The sequence below is a fragment of the Gluconacetobacter diazotrophicus PA1 5 genome (assembly GCF_000067045.1).
Lineage (GTDB): Bacteria > Pseudomonadota > Alphaproteobacteria > Acetobacterales > Acetobacteraceae > Gluconacetobacter > Gluconacetobacter diazotrophicus.
On sequence record NC_010125.1, the window covers coordinates 896772 to 912907 of the forward strand.

Sequence of the window (16136 nt, forward strand, 5' to 3'; positions counted from 1 at the left end):
GCTTATGTCCTTCGCCGTATTGTGGCCGCGATCGTGCCCGCCAATGCACGATAGGCCTGGCCAGCCGGGCTGTCGGGCGCACCGATGACGATGGGGGCGCCGGAATCGGCGCTGGCGCGGATATCGGCCAGCAGCGGGATTTCGCCCAGGAAGGGCACGCCCATGGCGGCGGCTTCGGCCCGGGCACCGCCATGGCCGAACAGGTCGGTCCGGTGGCCGCAATTCGGGCAGCAGAAGTACGACATGTTTTCCACCATGCCCAGCACGGGCACGTTCATCTTCTCGAACATCGTGATACCGCGCCTGGCGTCCAGCAGGGCGATGTCCTGTGGCGTGGACACCACGATCGCCCCCGCCAGCGCGATCTTCTGCGCCAGCGTCAGTTGCGCGTCCCCCGTGCCCGGCGGCATGTCCACCACCAGCACGTCCAGCACGCCCCAGTCGACATCGCCCAGCAACTGGCCCAGCGCGCCCATGACCATCGGCCCGCGCCAGATCATCGCCTGCCGCTCATCCACCAGCAGCCCGATGGACATCGCGCGGATGCCCCAGGCGTCCAGCGGCGTCATCCGTCCCTCATGCACCACGGGGGGCTGGTGCAGGCCCATCATGCGCGGCAGGGACGGACCGTGGACGTCGGCGTCCAGCAGCCCGACCCGCAGGCCCTCCATCCCCAGCCCGACCGCCAGGTTGACGGCGGTGGTCGATTTGCCCACCCCCCCCTTGCCGGATGCCACGGCGATGACCGTCTTGACGCCGGGCAGCAGCTTGCCTTGCGCGGCCTGTCCGGGTGCCCCCCCCAGGTTGAGCGGCCGGTGCCCGCCGCCGGCGGCACCCGGGGAAGGGGCGGCGGCCGGCGCGGCGCGGTGCGCGGTCAGGATCACGCTGGCGGCGGTGACGCCCGGCAGGGTGCGCAGGGCACGCTCGGCCTGCGGCAGCAGCGGCTCGATGCGCCCGGCGCCCGCGCGGTCGGTCGCCAGGGCAACGTGCAGCGTGCCGTCGCGCAGCGTCGTCGCGTCCAGCGCCGCATGGTCCAGGATCGTCGTTCCGGCCGTGTCGCGCACCTGGCGCAGCATGGTTTCGATTTCTGCGCGCGTGGGGTCCGTCATGGGGGTCTATCCTTCCTCGCGGCCATGGCCACCGGGGGTATCGTGATGACGGGACATAGGCGAAAAATTCCCCATCGCAAATCAGGCTGGGGCAAATCAGGTTGGGGCGGGTAACGGCGTGTACGCCCATGTAAGGAATCGCAACGAGGGCTGGAGTCGGGACCCGTTCTACTCCATCTGTGGGCATATGCCTTGCGGGGGACCGTCCGGGATCATCCCGGAACGGCATGCCACGCGAACGATCGACTTCAGGGGGGCCGGCCGATCATGACCTCATCCGCGTCCCGCCCGCAGGGGGCTGCCCGGCCGCATGCCCGTTCATCCTGGGGGCGGCGCGACCATCGCATCGACGCGCTGCGCGGCGTGGCCCTGCTGATGATGTTCGTCGATCACATTCCGCAGAACGTCCTGAACCGCTTCACGTTGCGCAATGTCGGCTTTGCCGACGCCGCGGAAATCTTCGTGCTGCTGGCGGGCTATGCCTCGTGGCTGGCCTATGGGCGCAATTTCGCCCGTGTGGGCCTGCGCGCCGGGCTGGGCCGGGTGATGCGGCGCTGCGCGCGGCTGTATGTCTTCCAGGCCATCATGGTGGTGGTGACGACGGCCACCATCCGCTACTGGCGGGGGTTCTGGCCGGTGCCGGTGGATTTCCTGGAACCCGAACTGGCGCATGGGCTCAGTTCGTTCTGGCGGGTCATGTTCCTCGACGCGCTGCCCAGCAACCTCAACATCCTGCCGCTCTACATCGTGCTGCTGGGCTGCTTTCCGCTGATCTACCTGCTGATGCGGGCCAGCCTGCTGCTGACCTTGGCGGTCAGCGGCGGATTGTGGCTGCTGACCAACCTGGACCCGGCGATCAATTTCCCCAACTGGCTGGACCCCGACGGCTGGTATTTCGACCCGCTGGCCTGGCAGTTCCTGTTCACGCTGGGGGCCTGCGCGTCGGTCCTGGCGGCGCGGCATGACGGCAGCTTGCCGCGCCTGGGCTGGCTGCGCGTCGCATGCGGGGCCTATCTGGCGGTGTCGGCGCTGGAGGCCTTTCCGTGGTCGCAATGGGGGCTGCCGGACCTGCGGCCCTTCGTCGTCGTGGCCCCGGACAAGAGCGTGCTGGCGCCCCTGCGCCTGCTGGACGTGATGGCGATCTTCTATCTGGTGCAGTCCTCGCACGCGACGCGGCACATGGCCGAGGGCCGGATCGGGCGCGTGATGGCGCTGTTCGGTCGCCATTCGCTGGAAGTCTTCGCCACCGGCACGGTCATCGACCTGTACGCGCGGCTGGTCTTCACCACGTTCGGCGCGGGATGGTGGCTGCAGATCGCGGTGAATGTGATCGGATTCACGATCCTGTGGGCGCTGGCGACGGTTCTCGACCGCCAGCGCATCAGGCAGAAGGAACGGATGGCGGGCGCCTCGGCGGCGAAAGACCACGATGCGCCGTCATCTTCCGTTCCAGGCCTGAAGAGAGCGCATTGATGACCGATACCCCTCCTTCGCCGATCCTGCCCCGCCTGACCGACCGGCTGCGGCGCGGGCAGGGCGTCCGCGTCACCCTGTTCGGGTCCTCGACCACCGAGGGGATCGGGGCCAGCAGCCCGGAACACGGTTTCGCCCCGGTGTTCGAACGCGCGCTGGCGCCGTTCGTCCCCGGTGGGCTGACCGTGATCAATCGCGGCATCGGCGGCAACGGCGCCCAGGAAATGCACGATCGCCTGCCGGCGGTGCTGGCCGACGGGGCGGACCTGGTGATGTGGCAGACCGGCAGCAACGATCCGTGGCAGGGCGTGAAGCTGGACGACTATGCCGCCATGACGCGGCGCGACCTGCTGGCCACACGCGCCACGGGTGCCGACCTGGCGCTGATCGATCCGCAATATTGCCGGATGCTGGAGGAATGCGCGGCCTTTCCGCCCTTCGTCCCGGCCGTCCACGCCATCGGCGCGGAACTGAACATCCCGGTCTTCGGCCGCTACGCCCGCATGAAGTCCTGGTGTGCCGAACTGGGCCTGTCGCGCGAGGACTTGTCGCCCGACGGGCTGCATATGGGCGACATGGGCTATCGTCTGCTCGGGCAGGCCGTGGCGGCGTGGCTGGTGGAACTGACGGGCGCGCCGGCGGGGGCGTTCGTGCACGGCGGCTGACGGCCCTGTCCACGGTCCGGGCATATTTATCACACTGATCGCTTCAAGCCGGGGCGATCCGTGTCTAGGATGCAGCCTCCGCGACGTCCTCGTTTTCTGGAAGCTGCCTGCCCGATGCCCCTGACCGTTCCGGTTTTCTTCCGTCCCTGTGCCGCCGTCGGGCTGGCGGCGGCCCTGTCCCTGATCGCGGGGGGGGGCCTCCGGGCCGAACCGGCGGTGGTGCCGCATCCGGTCGCCCCAGCCGCGCCCGCCGCCCCTGCGGTCCCGCCCGTTACCGTGCCGCCGGTCCACCTGCCCGCGCCGGGGCGCGGCGCGCCCGACAGCTTCGCGGACCTCGCGGCGCGGCTGCTGCCCGCCGTGGTCAACGTCTCGACCACCGAGACGGTCAAGCCCGGGGACCAGGACGGCGATTCCGACGGTGATGGTGGGGGCGAGGATACGCCCCAGGTCCCCAATTTCCCCGAGGGATCGCCGTTCGAGAAATTCTTCCACGATTTCATGAACCGGCAGACCGGGCCCGAGGCCGCGCCGCGCAAGATGCAGGCGCTGGGGTCGGGCTTCATCATCGACCCGTCGGGGATCGTCGTCACCAACAACCACGTCGTCCGCCACGCGGACCAGATCACGGTGACGCTGCAGGACAATACGGTGCTCAAGGCGCATTTGCTGGGCCATGACGACCGGACCGACCTCGCGGTGCTGAAGGTCGATGCGCCCCATCCGCTGCCCGCCGTGCCCTTCGGCGACAGCGACCATGCGCGTGTGGGCGACTGGGTGCTGGCGATCGGCAATCCGTTCGGCCTGTCGGGCACGGTGACGGCCGGCATCATCTCGTCCCGCGGCCGCAATATCGAACAGGGTCCGTACGACGATTTCATCCAGACCGACGCCCCGATCAACAAGGGCAATTCCGGCGGTCCGCTGTTCGACATGCAGGGGCAGGTGATCGGCATCAACACTGCGATCTATTCGCCCTCCGGCGGGTCGATCGGCATCGGCTTCTCCATTCCCTCGGCCGAGGCGCGGGGCATCATCGACCAGCTCCGCCGCACCGGCAAGGTGTCGCGTGGCTGGATCGGCGTGCGGATCCAGGACGTGACCCAGGACATCGCCGACGGGCTGGGCCTTAAGGTCGCGCGCGGCGCCCTGATCGCGGGGATCGAGCCCAAGGGCCCGGCGGCGGCGGCGAAGCTGCAGACCGGCGACGTGATCCAGACCCTGGACGGCAAGGAGATCGACGGCCGCGCCCTGCCGCGCCTGATGGCCGACGAATCCCCCGGCCGGGTGGTCAGCCTGGGGGTGTGGCGCCATGGTCATGTCCTGACTGTTCCCGTCACGGTCGGCGCCCTGCCCGAGGAAGCGGCCGAGGCCCCGGCGCCCAAGCCCGCCGCCACGGCCCAGGGCAACGTTCAGTTGCAGGGCATGGGCTTCACCGTGGGGGCGATCGACGACGTCGCCCGGCAGAAATACAGCCTGGCCGAGGGGCAGAAGGGCGTGGTCGTCACCGCGGTGGCCGCCGACGGCCCGGCCGCCGATCGCGGCCTGCGCCCCGGCGACGTGATCACCGAGGTCCAGCAGTCCGAGGTCGCGTCCCCCGCCGACCTGCGCCGCCTGGTCGAGGCGGCGCGCGCGCAGCATCGGCGTTCGGTCCTGTTCCTGGTGCAGAACGGCGACGGGCTGCGCTGGGTGCCGCTCCCGCTGGTCGGAGGGGACGGGAAATAGCGTGACGGCGCGGGACCCCGGGACAACCGGACCGGCCGGAACCGGCGTCGCCGCCGGCCGCTGGGCCGCGATCCGGCGGGCGCTGGAACCGCGTGGCGCCGAAATCCGCCAGGCGGTGCGCCTGCTGGTCTCGGTCCTGCTGTCCGACGTCCTGGCCCGGGCGGTGCATCTGGACGAACCGGTCTGGTCGGTCATCACGTCGGTGATCGTGACGCAGAGCCGGATTACCCAGACCCTGACCACGGGGCGCGACCAGATCATGGGCACGCTGCTGGGCGCGGGGGCCGGGATCTGCGCGATCGTGCTGCTGCAGATGACGCCGCTGCCCGGCTGGCTGATCTTCTGGCTGGCCCTGACGCCGCTGGCGATCCTGGCGGCGGCGCGGCCCAACATGCGGTTCGCGGCGGTGACGCTGATGATCGTCCTGCTGTTTCCCTCGCAGGGCGATCCGTTCCTGCGACCGCTGGACCGCGTCGCCTCGATCCTGATCGGGGTGGTCACCTCGCTGGCCGTCGCGTTCCTCGTGCTGCATGACGAGGCACGGCGCGACGTGCTACGCTCGGCGGGTCAGTTGGTCGCGGATATCGCGGACCTGCTGGACCACGCGCTGCGCGGCGCGCTGGATCATGACGCGATCGAGGCCGCCGACGAGGCCTGTCGCACGCATATCCAGGAGATCTACGGCGCGGTGGCCGAGGCCCAGGTCGAGGGGCTGGGTTTCCTGCGCGGCCGGCAGGACCCGCTGCTGGACGCGTTGCCGGCGCTGCTGCGGCGGCTGCGCGGCAGCGCGGTCTTTGCCGCCCGTGCCGCGACCGAGGGCGGCGAAACCCTGGCCACCGGCAGCGTTCTGGATGCGGAGCGGCAGGCGCTGGCCCGTGTCCTGGCGCAATTGTCCCGCCGCTGCGCGCGCGAGGCCAGGGGCCGCCGCCGTCATGGCCACCCGGATAACGGCGACGCGGAGGCGGTACTGGCCGTGCTGCGTGAACCGGGCCCGGACTGGAGCCCGGTGATGCAGTTCACCCTGGGGCTGCTGCATGCCGACCTTCAGCGCGCCGTCCGCGCGCTGTGGTCCGGCAATGTCGCACCCCACCCTGTTGAGATAACGACCGAGAAGGAGAATGAGGCGACATGATGAACCGGACAATTCTGGAGACTCTGCCGGCCGGCGTTTCCGCACCGGGTTATGACCCGTCCGCGATCGGCACGGGGATCGTGCATTTCGGCGTCGGCAATTTCTTCCGCGCGCATGAGGCATTCTATGTCGATCGCTGCCTGGCCCTGCCGGGGCAGCAGGATTGGGGCATTGCCGGCGTGGGCCTGACGGGGGGCGCCCGGTCGCAGGAGAAGGCCGAGACCTTCACCGCGCAGGACTGCCTCTATTCCCTGACCGAGGCGGCGCCGGACGGCACGCGCACGGTGCGGGTGATCGGCGCGCTGCGGTCCTACCTGCTGGCGCCCGCCGACCCGCAGGCGGTGCTGGACCTGCTGGCCGACTCCGCCACCCGCATCGTGACCATGACGATCACCGAGGGCGGGTACAATATCGACGAGACGACCGGCGCCTTCCGCCTGGACACGCCGGCCGTGCGGTCGGACCTGTCGGGCGAGGCCCCGCCCACCACCATCTTCGGCTTCGTCGTCGAGGCCCTCGCCCGCCGCAGGGCAGCCGGCGCAGGCCCGTTCACCGTGATGTCGTGCGACAACCTGCGCCATAACGGTGACGTCGCCCGCACCGCCTTCCTGGGCTATGCGCAGGCCCGCGACCCCGACCTGGCGGCCTGGATCGCGGAAAACGTTACCTTCCCCAACGCCATGGTCGATCGCATCACGCCCACCGTCGATGCCGCCATCTCGGCCAGGCTGAACGCGGCCAGCGGCCTGGACGACGCGCTGCCGCTGGTGGCCGAGGATTTCACCCAGTGGGTGGTCGAGGATAAATTCTGCGCCGGCCGGCCCGCGCTGGAGAAGGCGGGCGTGCAGTTCGTCGACGACGTGACGGGATACGAGCAGGTGAAAGTGCGGATGCTGAACGCGTCGCACGCCCTGCTGGCGTTCTCCGGCCTGCTGCTGGGTTATCGGCTGATCGACGAAACCCTGCGCGACCCGGACCTGGAGCGTTTCGTGAACGCGTATCTGGAGCAGGACGTGATTCCGCGCCTCAGCACCCCGCCGGGCCTGGATGCGCAGGAATACCGGCGCAGCGTGCTCAGCCGTTTCTCCAACCCGGCGATGGCCGACCAGTTGCTGCGCATCGGCGGCGACGGGTCGTCCAAGATCCAGGTCTTCTGGACCGAGACGGTGCGGCGCGTGCTGGCCGATGGCGGGGACCTGTCCAGGATCGCCTTCGGCATTGCCGCCTATCTGGAAATGCTGCGCGGGGTGGACGAAAACGGGGCATCCTACACGCCCTTCGAACCGACCCTGGACGCGGCGCAGATCGCGCTGGCCAGCGCGGACGACCTGACGGCGGCGCTGGCCCTGCCGTCCTTCGACGGCTGGCGCGACGTCCAGACCCCGGCGCTGACCGATGCCATCGTGGCCGCGCGGCGGGCGATTCGCGACCAGGGCGTACGGGCAGCGCTGTCCCGCTAGGAAGGTCTCTTGATCGGGGTGCAGGGCATCATGCCCTGTCGGGTCCGGGCAGGGCCCGGTCTGTGTCACACTCCACGCGCCATCACTGCGCGCGAGGATCGTAACTGCGCAGTGACGGTCGCGGCGTCCGGCTGGTCCAACGGGGTGAAGCCCGCCCGCCGCCAGTAGGCGGCGGCCTGGCCGGTCGCGATCAATGCGATGCGCCCCAACCCCGCCTGCGCCGCCCGCGTGCCGATCAGCGCTAGCGCGGCGGCGGCGGCCCCCTGGCCCCGGGCCGGGGGCAGCAGGGCGATATCGTGCAGGTACCAGCAATCGGGCACCGCCGGCAGCGCGCCCAGCGCCGAATCCAGCGCCGGCGGACCATCCACCCGCCAGGGATGGCTCAGCACATACCCCACAAGCCCCTCCGCCCCCGGCAGGACCAGGCAGCCAGCCGGGCAGAGCGCCAGCCGCTCGGCGAACACCGCTTCACCTTCCGGGTAGTCGGGATGGATGCGCGCGGCGAGGTCCATGACCGCGGGCAGGTCGTCCGCGCACATGGCGCGCCATAGGGATCGTGGATCGGAGTCGGCGGGGAACTCGGGCGGCATAAACGCTCTCGACAGGCGGGCAGGGTGTCCAGCATAGCATGCAGCACATCAGGGGACGGGAATGCGATGGCGGATGTGCGTCTGACGGTGCGGATCGATGCGCGGGACCAGCCGATGCTGGGCCACGGCAAGATCCGCCTGCTGGAAACGATCGGCGAGACCGGATCGATTTCGGCCGCCGCGCGGGCCATGGGCATGTCCTATCGCCGGGCGTGGCTGCTGGTCGAGGCGCTGAACGGCGCTTTCGCCGCACCGGTGGTCGAGGCCCGCCCGGGCGGCGGCGGCGGGGCCGCGCTCTCGGCGGCGGGTGCCGAAGTCCTGCGCCTGTATCGCGATATCGAACGCCTGGCGCAGGCGGCCGCCGCCCCGGCGCTGGAGGCGCTGGAGGCACGGCTGGCTCCGCCCCAGGGTAAGCACCAACGCGATCCCCTGGACGGGACGTAAACCGGCCAAGTCCCGGACAACGCCGTAAAAAAGCCACAACTATCCGCCAGTCTGGCAATCTTGGGCGGATTGTTCGCCCGCGCCGGACGGCCTACGATCAGGACAGGACGGCACAACCTGCGGGCGAAGACGCCGGCGGGAAACCATACGAACGGGCCGCATGGCGCGGCGTCCGGGGAGCAAGGATGTTAAGACGCGATCTCGTGAAAGCCGGTGCCGGCATGTCCCTGCTGTCGCTCCTGGGGGGGACCGCCCTGGGGGGCGTCGGCCGTGCCCGCGCGGCGGATGCACCGGCCGGTTCGGCACCTTCGCCCACCGGGGCCTTCGAAGCCGGGACGGTGCGGCAGATCGCGGAACACCTGTCCCGCCATCCCTATCGCGCGCCGGACCAGAGCCTGCCGGCCGCGATTGACGCCCTGAATTTCGACCAGTACCGGGCGATCGCCTATCGACCCGAACAGGCGTTGTGGCATGGCCAGAACCTGGCCTTCGACGTGGAATTCTTTCCGCGCGGCTTCCTCTACCGCCCCCGGATCGAGATCTACGAGGTCGCGGACGGCAAGGCGGCGCCGGTACCCTACAATCCCGACCTGTTCAGCTATGGCGACCCGAAATTGCGGGTGACGGACGATCTGGGCTTCGCGGGGCTGCGGCTGCGCTATGCCATCAACACGCCCGGAGTGATGGAGGAATGCTGCGTCTTCCTGGGCGCGTCCTATTTCCGCGCGGTGGCCAAGGGGCAGAATTACGGCCTGTCGGCCCGCGGCTTCGCGGACGGGACGGGCAATCCGAAGGGCGAGGAATTCGCGCTGTTCCGGGCGTTCTGGCTGGAAAAGCCGCAGCCGGGCATCGATTCGGTGGTGGTGCATGCACTGCTGGATAGTCCCTCGGTCGCGGGCGCCTTCAGTTTCACCATCCGGCCCGGGGACATGACCGTCTTCGACGTGCAGTCCTATCTGTATCCCCGTGGCGCGATCGCCGAGCCGGGCATCGCGCCGCTGACGGGCATGTTCTATTTCGACGCCAACGATCGCAACCATGTCGATGACTGGCGCCCCGCCGCCCATGACAGCGAGGCCCTGTCGATCTGGACCGGCGGCGGGCAGCAATTGTGGCGGCCGCTGCGCAACCCGCAGGACCTGCAATTCTCGGCCTTCGCCGACGACTCGGTGCGTGGGTTCGGCCTGATGCAGCGCAAGCGCGCCTTCGCCGATTTCGAGGACCTGGCCCTGAATTACGAGAAGCGCCCGTCCCTGTGGATCGAGCCGATCGGCGACTGGGGCGCGGGTGCGGTCGATCTGGTGGAAATCCCGACACCGAACGAGGTCAACGACAATATCGTGTCGTTCTGGCGGCCGAAGGGCGGGCTGGCCGGGGGGCGGGAATATGCCTTCACCTATCGCATGTACTGGGGATGGGACACGCCGTGGCCGACCCGGCTGGCCCGCGTGGCCGCCACCCGCGTCGGCGCGGTGACGGACGACCGGAATGCGCGCTTCTTCGAAATCGATTTCAGCGGCGCGCCGTTCGACAACCTGCCGCCGGATGCGAAGTTCCATCTGGTGCCCAGCAGTTCGGTGGGCACCATCCGCAACGTGGTGGTGGAACCGAATCCGAACATCCATGGCTGGCGCACGACCTTCGAATTCGCGCCCGGCGATGCGAAGATCGCGGAACTGACCTGCGCGCTGGCCGATAATTCCGGACCGGTTTCGGAACAATGGACCTATCGATGGACACCCTAGACCCAGGCGCGCGACAGAAGCGGGCGGGACAGGCGGACGCGTCCGGCGCGTTCCGCGCCCTGCCGGACGAATCCCCGATGCGGATGGACGTGCAGTCCCTGTCGGCATGGCCCGATACCCATGGCCGTCCGCGTACGCCGGTCACCGAACCGTCGATGATCGCTCTGCGGCGGCTGGCCGTGATCGGCTCGGCGTGCCTGCTGACGGGTTACGGCGCGTATGAAATGAACCGCGTGCTGAACTCGATGGGCCTGTCGGTGCTGGGCGCGGTGCTGCTGGTGCTGTTCGTCCTGCTGTTCCAGTGGATCGCCCTGGCCTTCACGTCGGCGGTGGGCGGGTTCATCTCGCTGCTGCGGCATGGCGGGCTGGGGCTGGGGATCACGCGGGACGGGCCGTTGCCGGCACTGTCCACGCGCACCGCCCTGTTGCTGCCGACCTATAACGAAAGCCCGGGCCGGGTGATGGCCGGGCTGCGCGCGATGTATGACAGCCTGGCCGCCACGGGCCGGCTGGACGATTTCGATTTCTTCATCCTGTCCGACACCACCAACCCCGACATCTGGGTCGAGGAGGAAGCCGCCTTCCTGGCGCTGCGCGCCGCGACGGGCGGGCAGGGGCGGATCTTCTATCGCCGCCGCCCGGTCAATACCGAGCGCAAGGCCGGCAACATCGCCGAATGGGTGCGCCGCTTCGGCGGGGCCTATCCGCAGATGGTCACGCTGGATGCCGACAGCCTGATGGCGGGCGAGACGGTGGTGCGCATCGTCGCCGCGATGGAGCGCCATCCCGGCGTGGCCCTGATCCAGACCCTGCCGGAAATCGTCAACGGCACCACGCTGTTCGCGCGCATGCAGCAGTTCGCGGGGCGGGTCTACGGCCCGTTGATCGCGCATGGCATCGCCTGGTGGCATGGGGCGGAGGGCAATTACTGGGGGCACAACGCCGTCATCCGCACCCGTGCCTTCGCCGAGCAGGCGGGCCTGCCGCATCTGCCGGGACGCAAGCCGTTCGGGGGCCATATCCTCAGCCACGATTTCGTCGAGGCCGCGCTGATGCGGCGTGGCGGCTGGGCGATCCACATGGTGCCGGGCCTGGCGGGGTCGTACGAGGAAAGTCCCCCGTCGCTGACCGACATCGCCATTCGCGACCGGCGCTGGTGCCAGGGCAACCTGCAGCACGCCAAGGTGGTGCCCACGCGCGGCCTGCACTGGATCAGCCGGCTGCACATGATGATGGGAATCGGCTCCTACATCACGTCGCCGATGTGGCTGGTGTTCCTGCTGGCGGGCATCCTGATTTCGCTGCAGACCCGGTTCGAGAAGCCGGAATATTTCGGCGATACCAAGTCGCTCTATCCCAACTGGCCGCATGTCGATCCCGAACAGGCGAAATACGTGTTCATCGGCACGATGGCGATCCTGCTGGCGCCCAAGCTGATGGCCTATGTCGCCCTGCTGTTCGACCGCGCCGCCTGCCGGGGCTGCGGCGGGGCGCTGCGGGCGGCGCTGTCGGTGCTGGTGGAAACGCTGGTCGGCGGACTGGTCGCGCCGGTGGCGATGCTGATCCAGACCTCGGGCGTGATCTCGATCCTGCTGGGGCAGGATTCGGGCTGGAACGCGCAACGGCGCGATGACGGGGGCGTGCCGTTCGGCGACATCGTGCGCGCCTACTGGCGGTACATGCTGTTCGGCCTGGTCCTGGGCGGCAGCGCGTGGAGCGTCTCGATCCCGCTGTTCCTGTGGATGACCCCGGTGCTGCTGGGGCTGGTCTTCGCCATTCCGCTGGCGGCCGTCACCGGTAGCCGGGGCGCGGGCCAGGCCTTGCGGCGGGCCGGCCTGCTGCTGATCCCCGAGGAAACGGCGCCGCCGGATATCCTGCTGCGCGCCGCCGCCGCCCGTGCCGCCCTGCCGCCGCCGCGCGCGGCCGACGCCATCGCGCTGCTTCTGGACGATCCCGCGCTGATGGCGGCGCACCGCGCGATGCTGCCCCCGCCGCGCCGGGCGGGCGACCCCATCAATGCCGACCTGCTGGTGGGCCTGCTGAAACTGGAGGAAAGCCCGGACCGGACTGTCGCGGTCGCCGTGCTGAACCGTGCGGAGAAAGCGGCGGTTCTGGCCACCGCCGATGGGCTGGACCGCCTGACCGTCCTCTAGGTTTCTGTCTTCAGAGCATCTTTACCTGACCAGGTGATCCCGCCTCGTCACGGTCTGCCCTAATCCTGGTCGGCCTTCGGGTCGGCCTCGCTCTGGTCCAGTGCCGCGCAGGCCTTGGCCAGCTTGGGGTCGGCCCCGGCCTTGTCGCATATCGACGTCGTATCGGCGCGGCAGGACTGGACCGCCGTTTCAAGATCGGTTTCCAGCACGTCGCGCGCGACGTCCAGGTCCGGGTCCTTCGAGCGGTCTTCTTCGGCCGAGATCGTATCCTGCGTCTTGTGCACTTCCGCCAGCGCGTCCAGGCAGTCCCGGCTGACCCCGTTGGGATTGGATTGCAGGACGGCGACCTGTCGCTGGACCTGGGCGGCGGGTCCGTGGGCCGGGGCATCCTGCGCCATCGCGGACGCGGCGACCGAGACAAGGCCGCATGACAGAAACAGGGCGGGCAGGCGGCCGGCAAGGATGGTCGTCACGGTAAGCGTCTCTCCGGGCATTTCACTGGCGCGAAGGCCCGGGGTCCGATTCGGGCAGGTCGACGACGATCCCGGACAATCCCCGGGGTGCGCCGGGCCGGTCGGGCGGCGGCGCCGCGGGATCGGCCGGACTATGGCAGGAAGTGCCGGGGGGCGAAAGGGCATGGCGGCCCAGCGCCGCAAAATAGGTCTTGCATTATGTCTTACGATATACATATCGTAAGACATGTTTAGAGATCATCATCCCACTCACCGTCTTCATCATATCCTCCATGCCATCGGTCGCCGCCACGGGCGCCACGGGTTCGGCCGTGGCTTCGGCGGCGGCTTCGGCCGGGGGTTCGGGGGCGGCGACTTCCCGGCCGGCCGCAAGTTCAGTTCGGAGGAACTCCAACTGGTCCTGCTCAGCCTGCTCGCGGACCGTCCGGCGCACGGATACGAACTGATCCGCCTGCTGGAAGAAAAATCGGGCGGGTTCTACGCGCCCAGCCCCGGCATGGTCTATCCGGCCCTGACCTACCTGGAGGAAATCGGCCATGCGACCGTCACGCCGGAGGGCAATCGCAAGCTCTACACCCTGACCGACGAGGGCCGCGCCTACCTGGAGGCCAATCGGGGCCATGCGGACGCCATCCTCGACATGCTGGCCCGCATCGGCGGCCGGATGGCCGAAGTGCGTGATGCCTTCGCGGGTGTCGATGCCCCCGATCCGCAGGCGGCGGACGACCTGCACCGGGCGCGTCACGCCATCAAGCAGGCGCTGATGCGCAAGCGCGGCTGCGCGCCGGACGAAGCACGCCGCATCGCGCGTATCCTCGACCGTGCGGCGACCGAGATCCTCGGCAGCTCGGACTGACCGTCCCGCCCTTTTCCGGAGTACCGCGATGAACGCATTATCTTCTCCGGCGCCGCGCGCCCGTCCGCCGGTGCGGCTGCGCATGATGCAGGTCGTCCGCGTGGAAGATCTGTCGCCGCGCATGCGGCGCGTCGTCTTCACCGGTCCCGACCTGGCGGACTTCAGGACCGCCGCCGCCGACGATCACGTCAAGCTGTTCTTTCCCGCGCCGGGGCAGTATCGGCCCGTCCTGCCGGCCATCGGCCCCGATGGACGGCCTGTTCGCGATCCCGCGGTCCCCGTCATCGCCCGGGACTATACGCCCCGGCGGTTCGATCCCGCGTGCGGCGAACTGAGCATCGAGTTCGTGCTGCACGGTGATGGCCCCGCCACAAGCTGGGCCGCGCAGGCCGCGCCCGGACAATGGCTGGGGGTCGGCGGCCCGCGCGGTTCGTTCGTGATATCCGGCGATCATGCCGGTTATCTCCTGATCGGGGACGAAACCGCGCTGCCGGCGATCGCGCGGCGCCTGGAAGAACTGCCCGCCGGCACCACGGTGACGGCGCTGATCGAAGTCGAGGACGCAGCCGAGGAACGTCGCCTGTCGAGCGCCGCCGACGCGCGGGTCCTGTGGCTGCCCCGCGCCGGCGCACCGGCCGGGCGATCCCCGGTGCTGCTTGACGCTCTGCGCCGCCTCGCCCTGGACACGCGGAACCTGCATGTGTGGATCGGGGCGGAAATCGAGACCGTCCGGGCGCTGCGGACCTACCTGATCGAAGAAGAAGCGATACCGCGCGACCGGATCCGTGCCGCCGGATACTGGCGCCTGGGCACGTCCAACGGCGGCGAACGCATTCGGGATTAGCGGCTTTCGGGGTTGCCGGCGGCATAGGCCCGCAGCAGCAGGGCCTGCATCTTTTCATCCGGCGCGCCCAGCCAGCTTTGCAGGAAGGGGTGGCTTTCGTCGGTGCGGGTGTGCAGCAGGCCCCATGCGGCGCGGCCTCCGGGGGCGAAGACGATGTCGAGCTGGTTGTTGCCGCAATCATGCGGCTGGCACAGATGGCCCACGATGTAGGTCTGGCCGTCCATCGTGACCTGGCTGCTGGGGGCCGAGGTCGCACGGCCGCGCCGGATCCAGTCCGGGAAGCGCTGCATGGCGACATAGGCCTGGCGATACGGGGCTTCCAGCAGCAGGTCGGCGGTCTGGGGCTGGCCGGCGGCATGGGCGCGCGCCATCGTCAGGCAGGCCAGGGCGGCGATCAGGACGCAGGCCGGGAGACGACGGATGGATCCGGGGACGAAGGGCATCACGTGGGGAAGGTTCCTTGCGGCATGGAGGCCGGTCCGCTGGCGCGGCCGGCTGCGTCGGAACGTCGCGGGTATCGCACCGTTCCGGGAGAAATGTCGTGGTCCCGGACCATGGCCCCGCACCATGGTCTGGCGGCGGCGGTCTGCTATAAGGGGCCATCCCCAGGTCAGGAATGATTGCCCTCCATGCTGCTTCGCTCGCTCCCCCCGCCCGGCACGCCCCGGCTGCCGAACCCGAGGAAGCTCAAGATCGGGGTGCTGGTCGTGCTGGCGCTGACCTACGCCGGCCTGTTCGTCGTGCTGTCCCGCCATCCCAAGCCGCCGCCCGGGCCGCATTATACCGCCATTCCGGTGGCGGTGGTGAAGACGGCACCCCCGGCCCCGCCAGCCCCGCCGCCGCCCGCGCCGCACCTGGCCGACCCGGTGCCGGTGACGATCCCGCCGCCGCGACTGGCGATTCACTGACGTCACCGACGCTACTGGCGGCCCGGCGCGTCATTCCGGTCTCTGGCAGATGTCCACCCACGTGGCGCCGGTCAGGGTGGCCAGGCGATCGGGCGGCAGGCGCACCGAACTGTTGATCGCCCCGGCGGCCGGGATCACGTCGTCGAACGCGCGCAGCGAGATGTCGCAATAGACCGGCAGCGGCGATTTCAGCCCGAAAGGGCAGACCCCGCCCACCGGGTGGCCGGTCAGGTCCTCGACTTCGGCGCGGTCCAGCATGCGCGGCTTGTGGCCGAAGACGGCCTTGGTCTTGCGGTTGTCCAGCCGTGCGGTGCCTGCCGCGACCACCAGCACCACCTGCTCGCCCAGCCGAAGCGAAATCGTCTTGGCGATCTGGTCGGGTATGGTGCCGTGCGCTGTGGCGGCCTCGGCGACCGTGGCGGTGGACCCGGCCAGTTCGATGACGTCCAGGTCGGGCGCGTGCTCGGCCAGGAATGCCCGGACGGAAGCGAGGCTCATCGGGCGGGGGCGGGATGAAGGGACATGGGGCGCTGGATTCCTCCGACGGGGTCAGACGTATCAT

16 protein-coding genes are annotated in these 16136 nt (G+C 69.6%); 11 read left to right on the forward strand and 5 right to left on the reverse strand.

Annotated features, from left to right (window positions below; all coding sequences use genetic code 11):
* Positions 1–2 precede the first annotated feature (2 nt).
* Complete coding sequence (locus GDI_RS04180; RefSeq protein WP_012223670.1) at positions 3–1109, reverse strand: Mrp/NBP35 family ATP-binding protein; 1107 nt, start codon at positions 1107–1109, stop codon at positions 3–5.
* Positions 1110–1376: 267 nt separating this feature from the next.
* Between GDI_RS04180 and GDI_RS04185 the strand changes: the two genes are divergently transcribed.
* From GDI_RS04185 to GDI_RS04205, 5 genes are all read left to right on the forward strand, one after another.
* Positions 1377–2582 (forward strand): OpgC family protein, encoded by a 1206-nt coding sequence (locus GDI_RS04185; protein WP_012223671.1) that lies wholly within the window; start codon positions 1377–1379, stop codon positions 2580–2582.
* Positions 2582–3247 carry an SGNH/GDSL hydrolase family protein gene (locus GDI_RS04190; RefSeq protein ID WP_012553611.1) on the forward strand — a complete coding sequence of 222 codons (666 nt, stop codon included), beginning with the start codon at positions 2582–2584 and terminating at the stop codon, positions 3245–3247. Before GDI_RS04185 ends, GDI_RS04190 begins: the two co-directional genes overlap by 1 nt.
* 114 nt (positions 3248–3361) lie before the next feature.
* Positions 3362–4969: a DegQ family serine endoprotease gene (locus tag GDI_RS04195; RefSeq protein ID WP_012223674.1), complete on the forward strand. Its 1608-nt coding sequence runs from the start codon at positions 3362–3364 to the stop codon at positions 4967–4969.
* Position 4970: 1 nt separating this feature from the next.
* Complete coding sequence (locus GDI_RS04200; protein ID WP_012223677.1) at positions 4971–6101, forward strand: FUSC family protein; 1131 nt, start codon at positions 4971–4973, stop codon at positions 6099–6101.
* Positions 6098–7561, forward strand: coding sequence for a mannitol dehydrogenase family protein (locus GDI_RS04205; RefSeq protein ID WP_012223679.1), 1464 nt, complete (start codon positions 6098–6100; stop codon positions 7559–7561). Before GDI_RS04200 ends, GDI_RS04205 begins: the two co-directional genes overlap by 4 nt.
* Positions 7562–7626: 65 nt before the next feature.
* On the opposite strand, the gene GDI_RS04210 is transcribed toward GDI_RS04205, so the two are convergent.
* Positions 7627–8100, reverse strand: a complete 474-nt coding sequence (locus GDI_RS04210; RefSeq protein WP_231854210.1) for a GNAT family N-acetyltransferase — start codon at positions 8098–8100, stop codon at positions 7627–7629.
* Between the two features lie 117 nt (positions 8101–8217).
* Here GDI_RS04210 and GDI_RS04215 point away from each other — a divergent pair, with 117 nt between their 5' ends.
* From GDI_RS04215 to mdoH, 3 genes are all read left to right on the forward strand, one after another.
* Entirely contained in the window at positions 8218–8595 is a 378-nt protein-coding gene (locus GDI_RS04215) for a winged helix-turn-helix domain-containing protein (protein WP_012553608.1), read from the forward strand.
* Positions 8596–8780: 185 nt separating this feature from the next.
* The gene (locus GDI_RS04220; protein WP_012223685.1) at positions 8781–10340 is read left to right on the forward strand and encodes a glucan biosynthesis protein; all 1560 of its coding nucleotides are present in this window, start codon (positions 8781–8783) and stop codon (positions 10338–10340) included.
* Positions 10328–12493, forward strand: a complete 2166-nt coding sequence (gene mdoH / locus GDI_RS04225; protein ID WP_012223687.1) for a glucans biosynthesis glucosyltransferase MdoH — start codon at positions 10328–10330, stop codon at positions 12491–12493. Before GDI_RS04220 ends, mdoH begins: the two co-directional genes overlap by 13 nt.
* Before the next feature lie 59 nt (positions 12494–12552).
* Here mdoH and GDI_RS04230 read toward each other — a convergent pair whose 3' ends face one another.
* On the reverse strand, positions 12553–12966 hold the full coding sequence (locus GDI_RS04230) for a hypothetical protein (RefSeq protein ID WP_049762871.1): 414 nt from the start codon (positions 12964–12966) through the stop codon (positions 12553–12555).
* Positions 12967–13192: 226 nt separating this feature from the next.
* Between GDI_RS04230 and GDI_RS04235 the strand changes: the two genes are divergently transcribed.
* Both GDI_RS04235 and GDI_RS04240 read left to right on the forward strand, forming a co-directional pair.
* Complete coding sequence (locus tag GDI_RS04235) at positions 13193–13822, forward strand: PadR family transcriptional regulator (protein ID WP_012223691.1); 630 nt, start codon at positions 13193–13195, stop codon at positions 13820–13822.
* Between the two features lie 28 nt (positions 13823–13850).
* Positions 13851–14666, forward strand: a complete 816-nt coding sequence (locus tag GDI_RS04240) for a siderophore-interacting protein (protein ID WP_041249278.1) — start codon at positions 13851–13853, stop codon at positions 14664–14666.
* Here GDI_RS04240 and GDI_RS04245 read toward each other — a convergent pair.
* Positions 14663–15109, reverse strand: coding sequence for an Ivy family c-type lysozyme inhibitor (locus tag GDI_RS04245; protein WP_012553602.1), 447 nt, complete (start codon positions 15107–15109; stop codon positions 14663–14665). The two genes, GDI_RS04240 and GDI_RS04245, sit on opposite strands and share 4 nt — an antisense overlap.
* Before the next feature lie 186 nt (positions 15110–15295).
* Between GDI_RS04245 and GDI_RS04250 the strand changes: the two genes are divergently transcribed.
* On the forward strand, positions 15296–15574 hold the full coding sequence (locus GDI_RS04250; protein WP_012553601.1) for a hypothetical protein: 279 nt from the start codon (positions 15296–15298) through the stop codon (positions 15572–15574).
* Between the two features lie 30 nt (positions 15575–15604).
* Here the strand turns inward: GDI_RS04250 and GDI_RS04255 are convergent, their stop codons facing one another.
* The gene (locus tag GDI_RS04255; protein ID WP_012223701.1) at positions 15605–16072 is read right to left on the reverse strand and encodes a YbaK/EbsC family protein; all 468 of its coding nucleotides are present in this window, start codon (positions 16070–16072) and stop codon (positions 15605–15607) included.
* Positions 16073–16136: the final 64 nt, after the last annotated feature.

What these genes read in the sequence shown, in the direction of transcription:
- GDI_RS04180 (WP_012223670.1), bottom strand. Translation starts at nt 1,109, where the DNA reads ATGACGGACCCCACGCGCGCAGAAATCGAAACCATGCTGCGCCAGGTG.
- GDI_RS04185 (WP_012223671.1), top strand. Translation starts at nt 1,377, where the DNA reads ATGACCTCATCCGCGTCCCGCCCGCAGGGGGCTGCCCGGCCGCATGCC.
- GDI_RS04190 (WP_012553611.1), top strand. Translation starts at nt 2,582, where the DNA reads ATGACCGATACCCCTCCTTCGCCGATCCTGCCCCGCCTGACCGACCGG.
- GDI_RS04195 (WP_012223674.1), top strand. Translation starts at nt 3,362, where the DNA reads ATGCCCCTGACCGTTCCGGTTTTCTTCCGTCCCTGTGCCGCCGTCGGG.
- GDI_RS04205 (WP_012223679.1), top strand. Translation starts at nt 6,098, where the DNA reads ATGATGAACCGGACAATTCTGGAGACTCTGCCGGCCGGCGTTTCCGCA.
- GDI_RS04210 (WP_231854210.1), bottom strand. Translation starts at nt 8,100, where the DNA reads ATGTGCGCGGACGACCTGCCCGCGGTCATGGACCTCGCCGCGCGCATC.
- GDI_RS04215 (WP_012553608.1), top strand. Translation starts at nt 8,218, where the DNA reads ATGGCGGATGTGCGTCTGACGGTGCGGATCGATGCGCGGGACCAGCCG.
- GDI_RS04220 (WP_012223685.1), top strand. Translation starts at nt 8,781, where the DNA reads ATGTTAAGACGCGATCTCGTGAAAGCCGGTGCCGGCATGTCCCTGCTG.
- mdoH (WP_012223687.1), top strand. Translation starts at nt 10,328, where the DNA reads ATGGACACCCTAGACCCAGGCGCGCGACAGAAGCGGGCGGGACAGGCG.
- GDI_RS04235 (WP_012223691.1), top strand. Translation starts at nt 13,193, where the DNA reads ATGTTTAGAGATCATCATCCCACTCACCGTCTTCATCATATCCTCCAT.
- GDI_RS04240 (WP_041249278.1), top strand. Translation starts at nt 13,851, where the DNA reads ATGAACGCATTATCTTCTCCGGCGCCGCGCGCCCGTCCGCCGGTGCGG.
- GDI_RS04245 (WP_012553602.1), bottom strand. Translation starts at nt 15,109, where the DNA reads ATGCCCTTCGTCCCCGGATCCATCCGTCGTCTCCCGGCCTGCGTCCTG.
- GDI_RS04250 (WP_012553601.1), top strand. Translation starts at nt 15,296, where the DNA reads ATGCTGCTTCGCTCGCTCCCCCCGCCCGGCACGCCCCGGCTGCCGAAC.
- GDI_RS04255 (WP_012223701.1), bottom strand. Translation starts at nt 16,072, where the DNA reads ATGAGCCTCGCTTCCGTCCGGGCATTCCTGGCCGAGCACGCGCCCGAC.